Here is a 15061-nt window from a genome sequence, read left to right as displayed (position 1 = left end):
GGACGTTTGGGAATTGTTCTTCCAGAAAGCTTAATTACAAGTAAATCCTATTCGCATGTAATCCAACACATGCGGGAGCGTGGCCAATTTCATGCCGTAATCGGAATGCCTGAAGATTTCTTCAAAACATCAGGTAAGGGGGGCACACATACTAAGGCTTGCTTAATAGTTTACTCGAAAGGGAAAAACAAAAAGAAAACAGGGAAAAGTTTGTTTATGGCGGAAGCCAAATGGTGTGGTCACGATAGTCGTGGACGAAAAATTGAGCACGACGACTTACCAAAAATCCTCGAAAATTATTTCGCCTTTGAGCAAGGTAGAGACTTCACTCAAGGTCGGCTAGGCTACATCATTAGCACCAACGACTTACAAGATAATATTCTGTCGCCCCGGTACTATAATCCCGACGTTAAAAATGCGCTGCTTTCTGTCAAAGACACGCATGACATAATAAAGTTTGGCGATTTAGTAGAGAGTGGAGTCATCGAGGTTAAAACAGGTAACGAAGTTGGTAAGCTGGCTTATGGTACAGGTGACATTCCCTTTGTTCGCACATCGGATATCTCAAATTGGGAAATTAAACTCGATCCAAAACACGGAGTGAGTGAAGATATATTTAAACAGTTTACTAATAAACAAGATGTGCGTGAAAACGATCTCTTAATGGTGAAAGATGGTACCTACTTAATTGGCACCTGCGCTATTGTCTCAAAGTATGACACACGAATCGTTTATCAAAGCCATTTATACAAAATCCGGGTTTTAAAACCGAATATAATAACACCATTTTTGCTACTTGCGATCCTCTCATCCGAACCACTGCAACAACAGATTAAAGCGAAGCGATTCACTCAAGATATTATTGATAGCTTAGGCGCACGAATTTACGAACTGATTTTACCAGTACCGAAAGATAAAAAATTGAAGAAGCGAATTGAAGACAGTGTTAAGCGCGTTATCGAAGATCGCGTTGAGGCCAGGGAATTGGCTCGCCTGGCCTGTACGGAAGTCGCTGGTGGATTAGCCATAGCTGAACTAATTGATTAGACCAGCTTGACGATAATTTTCAATAATGTGGTAAATCATCCGTCTCGTTTCATCGACGGACAAATCTCCTTGAATGCGGTTTCCAACTGATGTAATCCAGCTAATATTGTCTGCGGTGTGTCCTGCGTGAACATGGACGCCAACGGCCTTTAAGGGGTGAATATGGCCAACTTGCATAGAAGATCTTCCATGCATCGGATTAAGAATTTCGTTATTGAAATTCTCAAACAAAATTGGTTCAAGCGTGATTGGGCATCTCGTGAAATCATCTGAAAAAATGACAGATGTATTTTCAGCCAGCAGTTGCCGCAATTCTGCTGGAAAATCCCGAAAATGACAAATTTGAGTTACTAGTTTAAACTCGATTGCTAAGCATTCTCGGCGTATTGCAAAGTGTACAGATTCAGGATGGCACTCCCAACGCTTTTCTCGATTTGTCTTATTAACACCGGTTTGTGCCCGATCAGTTAAAAATGCTTTAGTAGCTATTTTGCTATAAGTTTCCCTAAAAAAAGTTATGTAGCCATGATTCGCAGGATTGAGCAGATATCTTCTTAAAAGATATGTCTGTTTTACTGTCTCATCCCAAAAAAAAGATATATTGTCTGCACGGTGGATCTGCTGCGTTAGACGCTGATGATAATCTACATTTATTTCGTAAGGTATTAACCCATGCGCAATAACTAATTTTAAAATTTCGACGCGCTCAGCATCATTACACGCAGCTTCAAGCTCTCCTAGTAATTGATCAAACACTATTAAACAATTATCATAAGAACAATATCGAGGATCGTCTTGCATTCTCTCTGACCAACGTACAGTGAATTTTGTGCTTTTTACATCTGGCTTTACAGGCTCAATATAAAAAGCAAACCGGAGAAGCGAACGGAGAATATCCTCTAATTCTCTTTGTGTAAAAGCCGCCCTTAAATCATTTAGATAACGGGCATGGGAAGGTTGACTAAATACGTGTTGAAACGGGCCTCTAAAGCTAAATCGATCTAATTCAACGGACTGGTTGAAAATTTCTTGCATGAAAGAGTTATCGGTAAAAGAGTTTGATACGGCAATAAATCCTTTAAAATGCACAAATGCAAATACTTCAGTATCTGATGGTTATAGGTCAGATCAATTAAAGACAAGTTTTGTCCCTTGGTGATTTTACGCATTAAATCCCCCAAAATATTTCATTCAGGTATTTGATTAAAAAAGCCCATTTAAATGGGCTTTTTTAATCAAATAAGTCTGCGATTATGACATTCGCTTTTTCGCACCGATTTCAACTGAACCTTCAAATAAGAGAATATGTCACCGGATAGTTAGTCCCACTGTAGGCAATGGAGTGTATTTATACACCATGCGGTGAAGTTGCCGTGATTTTCCGGTTAGGATCGGTAAACGACCCTCAATTTGCAATTCTGCATCCGATAGAGCCACAATCGGTATGGGGTACTCTTCCTGAGTTCCATGAGTTTTGGTCTGTAAACCGGAACACACAAAGGATAATCAGACCGGCAATAAAGTTTGGTTTAGTGAAATACCGCTCCCCGAATCCCCGACGCAAAAACACTTCTATTGTAACGGCTACGGTCGCTAATGGTCGGATATTCATCGAGCCAGTAACTTACCGTTGTATCGAGGTCGTATTCCGTCCACTTATCAAGCTTTTTAGGATGGGCTTCGCTGATAAGTTTTGCACACAGGCTTTTCTCCCACCATTTCGAATCGTCACGCTCGGCAATGCTTTGCGGTGCGGATCGCACCACTTGATGCATCATTGCTACATCCAACGTTCCCCTGGCAATCATGCAAAGGTCAATTGCGTTTCGCATGAGCTGTTGCATGGCGCTTGACCAGTACGGGTCAGAACTACCGGTTCCGCTTCGGCGGCTAATTGCTTCATGAACGGTCATGAACAAGCGCACCAAGTTTTCCGTATAGCCTGCTCCTTCTCCTTCGCGCTCGATTTCATATTGCAGAAATGGAAACCGGTGTTTGCCGCTGGCATCGAAGATGAGCAAACTATCGCTGCGGCCTGTTTCTTCGGCGTAGCGTTGCCAGGTGGCCAGCTCGTCCTTTTTAGCGCATAGAACCAACCCACCAAAACCAGCCTTTAAAAAAGCCCTGGCAAAAGCGGCTCCGCTTCCACTCGTCTTTCCTGATCCGATTCCACCAAAAATCTGGACGCCTTCGAAGAATTGACGAAGGGTTATAGGATACTTCCCATCTAGCAGGTAAATCACCTGATCGAGATCGAATGGCTTTCTGGTCGTTGTGCGAGTTGTTTCCATATAGGCATAGCTCCGCCCGGCGCGGATTTTTTGCGCTTTAAAGACTAAGAGCCAGAAATAAATCTGGCTCTTGAATCACATCAAATCGACTAAAGAGGCTTAAAATTTGAACCGGTGTCCATCTTCACACTCGAAGTGAAAGGCTTCGGCAGCTTTCCAAACTGCCGCACCTCCTAATGCAACCATACCTAAAGCTCCCAAAACGGGATGGCTCTTAAAAAAGAGGCTGTGTTTAATAGTATGATACATCTTATCACCTACATGCACTTCGTGTGAATCAACATGCATACTGGGCTTCGCGGGTTTACCGCATCGGGGGCAATTACGTGTAATTAAGCTCATGGGTTTGACTTTAACATTGTGTTCCAAAGCCATGCAAAATTCTTAATATTGTATGGCTCATATCCTAAGCGCTATTAGAAGTGAGTAATCACTGTTAAGGATAGGGCAGCAGGCTCAAGTGCTGCCCTACCTTTTTAAATCGCTACCTTAGTTAATTCTGTGTGCCTGCCTTCCACAGAACACATTCTCTAAAACTCATCCATGCGCTTTAAAATAAACGCGCATGACGACCTTGCTACCCTGTGAAAAGCTCCAATGAAACTAGCTTTCTTTTAATCATCAGAGAGCAGTTTTTGCACTCCATATGATAACTGGCCAGTGGTGCCCATTGCACCAGCCACAGCAAGAAGAGTACCGCCACTCATAACAGTCCCAACACCAACTAGGCTAGTTATGAGTAGACTCCGAAATATTCGGCCGCCTTCCCGTTTTGCTTTGCACTCATCACAATTACATTTTGCCATTGTTTCAGTAGTTTGACTCAAAAACCATGAACCATCCCATATCTTGCACCCAGAATCTAGTTTGCAAGATACCAGAGTTACCATATGCATAAGGTAACACAAATACGGAACTAATATCCTGATTTGCAAGCATTGTCAATATTTTTTTTGGGGAGGACTTAAAATGCTAAGAATCAGCATGTTGAAGCAAATGTCTTGTTTAAATATAGTTGTTTACCTTAACAAGCAATTTATAAGGTAATATCTCGATCACTTGATAAGTTACGAAGTTGATCTATTTTACTAAGAATAGCTTTTATATTATCATGATTCCACTTCCCACCATTTTTTGTTGGTATATTCCGATCATTTAATGCCGTAGCCAATTCTAAGGGCTTTTTTATTTCATTTTTTCTAAGGTTTTCTATAATTGGGATAATTTCTACTAACTGTTCATCTATTATTAAGGTGAGCTTACCTTCTTTTTTCAGATCTTCTATTCGCTGCTTTAGCTCCATTACCGTCTTCCCTGACCAAGGCTTTCCACTCCTCGTAAGTTTTTGACGGCTATTCAAAGCCTGTGCTATTGCTCTAAGGGATTTAATACCACTTTGTTCAAACTCCTCTATTAACGGAGCCAGTAATACAGCTCTATTATCTGCATCAATTTTCGATTGATCTCGTGCATTTTCAATAAATCTTAATTGCGATACTTCATTTGTGGCCGTCTGCTCATATCCAACTTTGAATGATTCATCTGCTATCTCTTTAATGAGGTGTTCTATTTCATCTTTTGGCTGGAAATTTGATGATAATACTTGGTTTATAAACGCTTGTTTTTTATCAGGATCACTCAATTTACGTTTCAATTCTCTAATCGTATACCACTCTTTCAAATCCCGTTCCTCCGTTTCAAATCCTATCCATATGGATGGATAGGATTTTTCAAATATATCTAACCTGCTAATTCTTTTTCTAATATAACTGTAAAGTTCTTTATTGTCTTGGTTTTGTTTTCTTTTTCTTACATCAAACGGCGGTAAACTGCCAGCCATACCTTTAAAAAAAGCAGATTCAATTCTAGCTAATAATGCCATTTGCGGATTTGGACTATTAGAGTGAATGAAGAAATACATTAAATTATTGAGTAATGCAGCAATACTTGATAGTGTAAATGGGTCTATCGTTGACTCTTTTATATAACATTCTAAAGCCTTAGAGTATTTCTTATATGCATCAGAAAAATTCTTTAAAAAAAGAAGTATTCTGCCTTGTCTAATATATGGTTCAAGTCGCCTATTTAGTGGAGATTCGAACGCTGGTATTCTATTCTCAATTTCAATACATATATCATATATTTCTAAGGCTTCGTTGTATCTTTTCAAATTCTCATACAGATTGCCTATTTTATGTAATGTAAAAATATATCTAACATCATACGAGTGATATGTTAATAAAATTTCATTATATATGTTTAAAGCCTCTTCAAAACGTATTCGGCGAATGTAAAAATCAGCAACCTTCTCTAATAAAGAGATTCGGTTATTAAATTCAAGGGGTTTTTTGATTTTAGGTATTGGTACTGATTTAGTAGCTTTTAAAATTTTCTCACAAAATTCTATGTATTTATCTTCATATGCTTTGCTAAAAAAGCCCCCCATACGTTCAACACTTGAAATTAAATCATCAAGGTCTTCAGCTTTTTGTCCGATAATTGATGCTCTATATTTTATACTTTTTATAATTTCAATAATTGATATAGTTTGCTCGTCATTAGTTTCTTGAACAAATTGGATTATACTATCTAAATCTCCCTGATTAATAAAACCCATATCCAATGAATGGATCTCTTGTTGGATGTTCGCTGTACCAACTTCTATATTTTTCGTCTTGGACATATCAAAAGGGGGGAAATCAGGCTCCCTTCGTTTAAATAATCAACTTATAGTCCCAACTGGCTATATTCAACCTCTTGTACAAGTTAGCTTATTCTACTCTTTTAACTTCATTATTAACAATATTTTTCTTAGAGTTGCTTTTGCAACTCGTATACGCGCACTTAGAAATTTCGTACCTTAGCCGCAACCAACTTATCCCATGCACGCTAATCTGCACATCAACGTCATTGCTCGCAGCGCAGGCCGGAATGCCATCGGTGCTTCTGCCTATCGCTCTGCTTCAGCGGTCGCTTGTGCAGCCTACCGGGCAGGCGAAAAAGCAAAAGATGATCGTTACGACAAAACCCATGATTACAGCAAAAAGCAAAACGTCCTTCATGCCGAAATCATTACGCCGGAAGGTGCTCCGGAATGGATGAAAGACCGGCAAGCTCTGTGGAATGCGGTCGAAGCGGGTGAAAAAAGAAAAGATGCTAGGTTGGCCAAAGAAGCAGTTTTGGTTTTACCGCGCAATCTCGATACTGAGCAGCACAAAGAAGTCGTCGAAACGTTCATTCGGAATAATCTAACCAAACATAGTTTGGTGGCTGATTACGCCATTCACAGCCCGGATGCCTCCGATGGCGGCAAAAATCCCCATGCGCATGTGATGTTCACGCTACGGCCCGTCGAAGGGGATGGATTCGGGAAGAAACTTACCGGATTTAAAAATGTGCTCGATAATCCGGACACTATCCCAGAATGGCGCAAATCCTACGAAAGCATTTTAAATGAAGTTTCCGAAAAGGCAGATTCTAATATTCAATTTGATCTGCGTAGCCTAAAAGAAAAAGGCATTGACCGCGAACCACAGCCCAAAGTCGGACCAAAAGTAAAGCATATGGAGGAACGGGGGTATCTAACGGATTGGGGCCAGGAAGTGCGACGAGTAGCCCATCGAAACAATGCTAGAGCTGCCTATACTCACCATGATCTAACCTATACCATTACGCATCAGACCGCCCGCGCCGTCGATGCCGTACGTGATGACATTGCGTACAAATATTACGAGGCAGCCTATGGAGACAATCTCCACAAAAATTTTTACGGAAATGACGAACGAGACCGCACAGAACAACAGTGGGACCGATAAAAAAAGCTTGGTTGAACAATATGCCCGACCACGCTACGGCGCACCCATCAAACCAAGGCAAGCCGAACAGGAAATAAATAATGACACCGACCAACCAGAAGATGGCTCATATCGCGCATTGATTAAATACCGTGGCCGCAAAAGCAGCTCCCGGTTTTGTATTATCACTCGCCAAGGAGTCTCTTACGGCTGCGGTTATGCCTATATGCTGGGTTGGCTTTTTACGCCCCCTGATACGCTTTCCATTCAAACCACGACGCATCTTTTCACCATCGGGGGTACGGGCCTGCACTTAATTGAAAGTGCCTTACTGCGTGAAGTGGTCATGGAACTGCGCGAATTCAATCCGGGCCAGGATGCCGCTCCACCTGAGGGAGAACCGGTCATTACCCATTTGGACGTATTAAACCGGTTCAAAGAAGCATAGGGACAGCCATTGGTGATACTTAAAAGTTATCGATAAACTATCTGCTCTAGTTCTGACCACTTATCCGGTGTTCTACTTGGATACACTTCTATGAATATCTAATCTCTATCGTGTAAATTTTGGCGATTGATTTTAACAATCGCGGCTTCTTTTGTATCAAAAAGCTGCCTAATATAAATTTTTCAGTATTAAAACTCTCGTAAAAAGTTTTTATATGCATCACGATATTTAGAATAGCAATTCCATGCATTTCTAATTTCTTCATTTAGTTTCATCTGATAATCAGCGTATTTTACGCTGTCTTTCGGATCACCTGAACCTTTTCTATCTATATTTAATGCAGGATATAAAGAAAGCTGAAAGTCGCCATCTTCGTATATCTCTTCTGGATAAAAAAAGAAGTGAGTATTAACAAACCCTTTCAAACTATCTAGTGACGTTAAAAACTCTTTTTTGTATTTTTGTAAATTACTATTTAAGTAATCAAAATCTTTTGAAGTTGCTTTTCTAATAAAATCAGATACTTCATTAATTCTATTTCTCATTATAGCGTCATATGCGCTTATTGTGTCTAAAGTATCTTTTAAAAATTCCTCTGATAAATCTGAATTTAATTGAGAAAAAATCCCAATATCATGCTGTCTTTTACGTTCTACTGAAGTTAAAGGCAAGTTTCCTGAGTAGTTTTCGATATAATACTCAGATGTAATAATTTTATTAGAAATATTATTTATATTAGAGACTGCTTGTGTCGAGTTACTTATATTTTTATTGAGGTTTGCTCTGACCCATTTCTCATGATCAATTTTCCACTTTTTCAATAAATCAGTTGAGTAATCAATTCCACCATTTTTATCTATTAGGCTGGCACAGTTAGAACACAAGAAAATTGCATTCTTTATTGATGAGCGGTTTTCTAAACTTATGTCCTTATTAAACCTAGGTCCATTTTCCTCAGCAGCAGTTATATGAGCTGCCACCCCTATAGAAATTATCTTGTGAGAATCAACTTCTGATGGAGCAAGCGTAAGTACCTTACAACTAGGGTTAGAACATATAAAAGCAGCCCTTTTTTGTAGAGTATTAATAGTTTTAGCTTTAAAATCAGCTTCTCTTCGCATAAGCTAAGATTAATAATTTGATAACTTAAAGTTTTTACTAAAATAAGAATTTCGCGAACGTCTATTTTCAGCGTTGATTGGGTATTCTTTGCCTTAAAAATATCAAAATGGTCACTTTTACATATACTTAAATGGCAAAACCACTTGCTCTCTAAAATGATTTTTAAAATATGTAAATGCTTGACTTACAGTTACTTGATCCCTTTACATGGTAAAAAGGCAGTTCTGTGTCAGCTATCCTTCTAAAGGGTGGCAACTACCAACGAAAGAAGAAACGCGATTTAAGCTCTGTTACAGCGTTTTCTTTTGTTTTGACTATATCCCCAGCCGTCGCCCAAAGTAGATACTCTATACAGGCTAAATTGGCCGCTTGTTAGCCATTATCTTTCCTGTTCGTTACTCTGCGTTTTTTCCTGACTTGGCTCGGGTGTCTTGCTTTGTTGGCTTTCGGCTATGGCCTGGTCGATCCTCCGTTGGCCGAATTGCAGCTCGCCCGTTGGCGTATCGAGCGGCTTCGGCTCGGCAGCTTCGGGACGGGCCTGTTCCGCCCGGCGCTCAAGTGGCCGGGGTTCTTGATTTATCGGCTGATCGTTTTTGATTCCGTTTCGTGTCAAAGCCTTCTCGCCAGCTTCAGCAATTTTAGACTTTAATTCCGGTGATGCATTTTGGAGAAATTCATCAAATCGTTTCGATGCCATAAGAAAAGTGTTTTTGCATCTGAAAGATAGCAAAAACACTTTAACGTACTGACGTTGCGCCGATTAAAAATCGAGCGGTGTAAGACCCATTTCGACGCATAAAGCATTGATTTTATGCATACCGTTTATGTTACCTTCGCTCATGATGTAGCGGCCTTCGGCCACATCGTTGAGCATTTTAGCCGCTTCCAATTTCAATTGAAAAACGGCCTCTCGGGGATTGTTGCAATCGTCCCAGTGCCGTTTTGAGAAGGGAAAAGCCAGAATTTGTGAGGATTTCTCTGTCATACTGGAATTATAGCTTCAATATGGAAGCTTATGTGCGAAAGTTTGATGACGATTGAGATTTTCATTACAAATGGACGAAAAATAGCTGTTAACTAATTAACGTGATTTACGCTGTACCTGCTGCGCCCGCAATGCCTCATTCAAATCCTTGTGAGTAGCGAACTTATCGCTCTGGGGAAAAACCTTTGCCCCGAAATCAGCCTTGAACCGTTCCGTCCCCTGCTGGCCCGCCTTATCGTTGTCAAGATACGTCCATAGCTGTTCATAGTTCTGGGCTCGTAGGTAGGCCGCTGCCCGGTCGTAGGAAGTCAGCGAATGCATAATGATAGCATCGTCAGAGACCTGCTTGGCGCCGGTCAACACCAAGAAAGAAAGAAAATCGGTCATGCCCTCAAAAATATAGACCGCACTTCGATTGGCCGAGATGCCCGGAATAATTGTGATATCACGAGCAATGAGGGGCGTTTTAAAAGTGTATTTGCTCGATGCCGCACGGATCTCATAGCCTCCAGTCTGGTTGAGCATGCCGAACCCGAAATATTCCTTGTTCATAGCAGTGTTTCTATAGCGCACTTCCTGCAAATACAGCTTGGCCAGACTGGGAGGAATGCATCTTTCGCTCGATAAGTATGACAAAATGACCGGGTTACGGATTGGATAGGCTTCAATGAATTCGAGCTGCCCACTTTCTGAAAAATTTTCGGCCGCTGCGCGGCTGCTTTGCTGTTGAAAAGAAAAAAGATCAGGCCCCGGGGGAATTTGGGGACGACTTGGCCGACTTCCGACAGTGCGATCAAGATAGCTTAAAGCGTCCGAAATTTTAGTGAATCCCTGATTCCTCATGACGAAATCCAAGACAGTGCCGCCAATGTCTCCGAAATCGTTCCAAATCCATTTACCACCAATGAACGAGGTATGAAACGAGGGCTCCTGTTCTTCACGGAAGGGCGACCGATACCACAGTTCGCGGCCATCCTTTACTGATCGCACTGGGGTATGCCCCAACCTGGCCAGCAAATCCGGAAGCGAAAGTTTTTTTGCGTGGTCTGAGTTCATAATATCATAGGATCATATATTTCGACCGGGCGTTTTCGCCTATTTTTCTTTTCACCAGCAAAAGGAAAATTACTGCGACTTTTCCACAATTTTGGCTCGACCATTAATAGTTTTTTTTTAATAGTTTTAATTATAATAGGTTGTCCCACCAAGTTACGGTGGCATTCCCCACCAAGTTACGGTAGCATTTCCCACCAAGTTACGGTGGATAACTCTTTGTAATAGGCTGTTATACAGCACTTATCAACACTTCTCCCACCAAGTTACGGTAGATATTTATTCAATTTTTTCTGAATCGGGGCGGGGCTGTTCTCGAACGTCCACCCCTGCCCATCGCATGAGAATTTGGCATCTCGATAAGCAAGTTTTACCAGTTTCACCGTATCCCGCATTTTTTCTTTGAAATGATCCATGCGGCCGATGTCTCCGCCGAAGGTTTCTTTCATAGTGGCCCATGTTAAGAACAGTGGCTTTTTTAAGCTATGGAGCCGGTAGGCTAGGAATGTGTAAAAGTCGATTGCGCGGGCGTTGCCTGAGAGAATACGCAGGTGTTCAAGTGAAAGTGGTAAAGGATGCTTTTGCAATTCTTCCCAATAATCCAAACTCAAAACGATATGTCTTTTCCATAGTAAAAGCTGGTTTGGCTGGCTCTGTGGAAACAGGTCAAAACCTTTCACGATTGGCATTTGTCCATGCATCGTGCTTCCGTCTTCTTCTTTATACGAAACACTGATGAGCGATGATGATAGTCGGGCTATCTGATTTCTAGCCTGGTGGATTTGGTTACCACCATCTGTCAGGCCAATTTTTTGGAGAAACTGAGGAAGGGTATCGGCTTCAATGTCAATTTTATTACTGCCTTGTTTCAAGGCCAGTGCATTTATGACTCCCAATAGCAAACGAGACTTCGGCCCGAATGGAAGTCCTAAAAATTGATTCTTGCCGGTGTTGTGATTGGGAACGGGAAGCTGGCTTATGTTAAGTTGAAAGTTCCCGCTTTTGTGCATGTAGCTCTCGGTGGGATCTAATTTCACATCACGTCGGGGAAAATAAACATGCGCAAGGGCAACCGGCATATACAGATGCTCGCGCTCTTCCCTTGGGGTTTCGATGCTATCCATCATTAGCCGAATACGGCTCTCGACATACTTTGATGGCTTTTTATGCTCTACACTGCTCATGTTGTTGCACCTATTTTGCTTATAAATAGCTGATTACATACAACTTAATTTGTTTTATATCAGCATATCAGTAAATCATTTTATCAGTAAATACTGATTTACTGACCACCATTTGTATAAGACCTTATCAGCTCTCGCACGATGTCCTGTCCTTTTCTTGTATTACCTTGGGTCAGTAATTTCATTTTGAATTGAATGAATTCTTCTTCTGGCAAATCTGTAGTCACCCTGATCCATTTGCCCTCTTTTTTAGAGGGGGCTGCATGAATTTTTTTAGTATCTGCTTCGGTTTTCTCCACATCAATGGAGGTTTTTTTAAGCGGGACTTTCGGCCCCAGCGAAAGCGTTGCCTTTAGTCCTGTGTCTTTTTTGGCCATGACTATTTTCTTTTACTGATATGTTGGATAACGGATTTCAATTCTTTGAAAAGTTCTGCAATCTCAAATCTGGCTTTCTCGTCTTTATATTCGTAGACTCCTAAGCCTTTGATGACTGCTTCGCGGTATGAGACACGGCTTTTAAGAGTAGATTTCAAAACAGGAATTCCTGTTTGCTCTAACACTTCTAGTACTTCTTTTGAAAGGTTCGTTGTCTGGTTTTGATTGATTAAGAAACGGGCCGGAATAGACTCTTCTTTTTGCTGGACAGCATCCTGGTAACGTTCAAGAAACTTTTCCGTTGCCCAGATATCAAGGCCACTCGGCAGGATGGGAATAATCAACAGGTCTGCCAAAAGGATGATCTTGCTAGTGACCTGCGACAATGAGGGCGTGCCGTCGATAATAACAATTTCATGGCTCTGGTTCAGGTGTTTTACATTTTTGGAAAGCTCCATTCCATCGGTTAAACCATAAACAGGAACAGCAGGTAAATTATCTTCTCGTAGGCCTGACCAACGCATCGCGCTTTGGTTAGCATCCACATCAACAATGCAAACTTTGTAATCAGAATTGGCGAAACACACCGCCAAATTTTGAGCGATGGTCGATTTGCCCACTCCCCCTTTAAGGCTCGTTACGGATATTATCATAGAAGGTTCCTTATTCTCTGGGGCAAGTTAGCATCTTTCATCAAATCAGCAAGTACTGATTTACTGATATTCGCTTTTACTGATAATATGGTTTAATGAAATACTGAAATACTGATTTCAAATATCTCTTAGAAACTAGTTTCTAACAAGTTACGATGCGTTTGTAATCGCCTTAAGAGAGCATGCACAGTGCGTATGTGCCAGCCCTGGGCGTTGGTGCGGTAAGTTGGCACCTGTCGCCGGTTCATTTCTTCGCACATAGCCCGGATCGTGGTTATACCCTGCCGCTGAATCTCTTCAACGGTCGGACGAATTCGCTCCGCGAATTCGTCGGCGGCTTCACGCTCTTTGTGGCATTGCACCTCTTTTCCATGCTTGCCCAACTGCACACCGCGCCGGATCGCGGCTTGTAGTGCGTCTTTAGTGCGGCTGCTGATTTGCTTGCGCTCATGCTGGGCGAATGCCGCCAATAGGTGAATCATCAGCTCGTCGGCATAGGGATTATCCACGGCCTTAAACTGAACCTTACTTTCCATCAGGTTTGCAATGAATGCGACGTTGCGGCCCAATCGGTCCAGCTTGGCAATGATGAGTGTAGCTTTTTCTTTCCGGCATTGCGCGAGGGCAGCTAATAGCTCCGGCCTGTTGTTTTTCTTCCCACTCTCGATTTCGGTAAAATGCGTTGTGACCTGATAACCCTGTCGATCCGCAAACAGGCGCACGGCCTCTTGCTGAGCTTCCAGGCCCAAGCCGCTTTTGCCCTGGCGGTCGGTCGATACACGATAATAGGCAATGGCTTTTATCATAAAGGATTCATATATTTGTCTAACTATCGCCGACTGGAAAAATACTTTCTTATCGGGGATGGCTGAGTGGTCTAAGGCAGCGGTCTCCAACACCGAAGGCTGTAACAGGTCCGGGGGTTCGAATCCCTCTCCCGCCGCAATACCAAAGCGCCCCCCCACGAATCATTAAAGATTGGTGGGGGGGCTTTTGGCTTCAATATTACCTAATTATCTACAATTTTGTATACATGCATACGTCCGTATGCATGTATACAAAACCGGCCTCATATTAAAATATTAAACTTACACGCATCTTTACTTGACTTTACAGAAACTGTTTAGATATATTTGCTGTACAGGTTCTGTAAAACATTTTAGGCATTACAATTCATGAAAACTTCACCAGGTTACCAAACGTCCTTTCTTACAGCTCAAGATCACAAAGAGGCATTTAGACGTATAAAAAATTTCTTGGCCGGACGATTGATCGGAGCAACGCGGGAACGTGCTCTTCTAGAAGAAGTTTTGAAGTGCCTATTTTGTAAAAGTTACATTCAAACTCATTCAAATGAATTTAAATCTTCCAAAGACGCTTTGGAGCTTTCCCGACAATACCGAGAAGTGTTTTCCGAACTAAAGAAGAGGCTGCCTTTCGTTTTTAACAATGATGATGAGATTCAACTCGATCCGGTTAGCATTCAGGCCATTGATACAGAGTTGCAAGACGTTGTATTACTCGATAGTAAGCGAGATGTTTTTGGCGATCTTTATGAAGTTTTCATCGGTACAGGTATTCGTGAAGAAGAAGGACAATTTTTTACACCACAAAACGGGGTTGAGCTTCTTATATCAATAGTAAATCCGCAACCAGGCGAGCGGATTATAGACCCTGCTGCAGGTGCTGGCGGCTTCCTTAGCTCTTCCTTTAACCATCTTGTACAGCAGGGCACAACTCCACATAAAGCGAGTGCTAGCATATTTGGCGTCGAGAAAGATTGCTATTTGGCTAAATTGACTGCAACACGCCTTTCTATCCGATCACTTGAACAAAGCAAAATTTATTGCGGTGATTCGCTTTCTTGGACTGGTCAAAATGATGAAGAAATTCCGTTCGGGGGCGAGTTCGATGTTGTGTTGATGAATCCTCCATTTGGAAAGAATATCGTTTCCGTAAATAAGGAGGTTCAAAAGACTTATGATCTTGGATATGATTGGAAATACAATGCTCGTGAGAATAAGCATGAGCGAAACGGGCGACTGCTAAACAATGTTCCACCACAAGTTCTGTTTGTGGAAAAAGCATTATCGCTGCTGAAAGAAGG

The 15061-nt window shown here is 41.6% G+C and carries 15 protein-coding genes; 4 read left to right on the top strand and 11 right to left on the bottom strand.

The features are described from left to right. Positions 1-1047 (top strand): N-6 DNA methylase (locus tag FH871_RS31445; protein WP_171063022.1); only part of this gene is annotated, 1047 nt, incomplete at its 5' end. Here the strand turns inward: FH871_RS31445 and FH871_RS31440 are convergent. The 3 genes from FH871_RS31440 to FH871_RS31430 form a co-directional block, all read right to left on the bottom strand. Then, on the bottom strand, positions 1036-2082 hold the full coding sequence (locus tag FH871_RS31440; RefSeq protein WP_138995289.1) for a hypothetical protein: 1047 nt from the start codon (positions 2080-2082) through the stop codon (positions 1036-1038). The genes FH871_RS31445 and FH871_RS31440 overlap by 12 nt on opposite strands. A gap of 494 nt (positions 2083-2576) precedes the next feature. Beyond that, positions 2577-3338, bottom strand: coding sequence for a hypothetical protein (locus FH871_RS31435; protein WP_138995288.1), 762 nt, complete (start codon positions 3336-3338; stop codon positions 2577-2579). A gap of 1036 nt (positions 3339-4374) precedes the next feature. After that, the gene (locus tag FH871_RS31430; protein WP_138995287.1) at positions 4375-6021 is read right to left on the bottom strand and encodes a tetratricopeptide repeat protein; all 1647 of its coding nucleotides are present in this window, start codon (positions 6019-6021) and stop codon (positions 4375-4377) included. 199 nt (positions 6022-6220) lie between these two features. On the opposite strand from FH871_RS31430, the gene mobQ reads away from it, so the two are divergent. Both mobQ and FH871_RS31420 read left to right on the top strand, forming a co-directional pair. Continuing rightward, a complete protein-coding gene (gene mobQ, locus FH871_RS31425) occupies positions 6221-7153 on the top strand; it encodes a MobQ family relaxase (RefSeq protein ID WP_138995286.1) in 933 nt (310 codons plus the stop codon). Next, positions 7113-7580, top strand: coding sequence for a hypothetical protein (locus tag FH871_RS31420; protein ID WP_138995285.1), 468 nt, complete (start codon positions 7113-7115; stop codon positions 7578-7580). Before mobQ ends, FH871_RS31420 begins: the two co-directional genes overlap by 41 nt. Before the next feature lie 188 nt (positions 7581-7768). Here FH871_RS31420 and FH871_RS31415 read toward each other — a convergent pair whose 3' ends face one another. From FH871_RS31415 to FH871_RS31380, 8 genes are all read right to left on the bottom strand, one after another. Beyond that, positions 7769-8701, bottom strand: coding sequence for a hypothetical protein (locus FH871_RS31415; RefSeq protein ID WP_138995284.1), 933 nt, complete (start codon positions 8699-8701; stop codon positions 7769-7771). Between the two features lie 380 nt (positions 8702-9081). Then, a complete protein-coding gene (locus FH871_RS31410; RefSeq protein WP_138995283.1) occupies positions 9082-9399 on the bottom strand; it encodes a hypothetical protein in 318 nt (105 codons plus the stop codon). A gap of 63 nt (positions 9400-9462) precedes the next feature. Next, positions 9463-9687 carry a hypothetical protein gene (locus FH871_RS31405; protein ID WP_138995282.1) on the bottom strand — a complete coding sequence of 75 codons (225 nt, stop codon included), beginning with the start codon at positions 9685-9687 and terminating at the stop codon, positions 9463-9465. 96 nt (positions 9688-9783) lie between these two features. Beyond that, a complete protein-coding gene (locus FH871_RS31400) occupies positions 9784-10743 on the bottom strand; it encodes a toprim domain-containing protein (RefSeq protein ID WP_138995281.1) in 960 nt (319 codons plus the stop codon). A gap of 263 nt (positions 10744-11006) precedes the next feature. Beyond that, a complete protein-coding gene (locus FH871_RS31395; RefSeq protein WP_138995280.1) occupies positions 11007-11924 on the bottom strand; it encodes a replication protein RepA in 918 nt (305 codons plus the stop codon). 98 nt (positions 11925-12022) lie between these two features. Beyond that, the gene (locus FH871_RS31390) at positions 12023-12301 is read right to left on the bottom strand and encodes a hypothetical protein (protein WP_138995279.1); all 279 of its coding nucleotides are present in this window, start codon (positions 12299-12301) and stop codon (positions 12023-12025) included. 2 nt (positions 12302-12303) lie between these two features. Further along, positions 12304-12954, bottom strand: a complete 651-nt coding sequence (gene parA / locus FH871_RS31385; RefSeq protein ID WP_138995278.1) for a ParA family partition ATPase — start codon at positions 12952-12954, stop codon at positions 12304-12306. Between the two features lie 128 nt (positions 12955-13082). Then, complete coding sequence (locus tag FH871_RS31380; RefSeq protein WP_138995277.1) at positions 13083-13760, bottom strand: recombinase family protein; 678 nt, start codon at positions 13758-13760, stop codon at positions 13083-13085. Between the two features lie 369 nt (positions 13761-14129). On the opposite strand from FH871_RS31380, the gene FH871_RS31370 reads away from it, so the two are divergent. Then, the coding region (locus FH871_RS31370; RefSeq protein WP_171063021.1) for a class I SAM-dependent DNA methyltransferase at positions 14130-15061 on the top strand (932 nt) is incomplete at its 3' end.

This window comes from Larkinella sp. C7 (genome assembly GCF_006149005.1).
Lineage (GTDB): Bacteria > Bacteroidota > Bacteroidia > Cytophagales > Spirosomataceae > Larkinella.
This window is presented reverse-complemented; position numbering and strand designations above follow the sequence as displayed.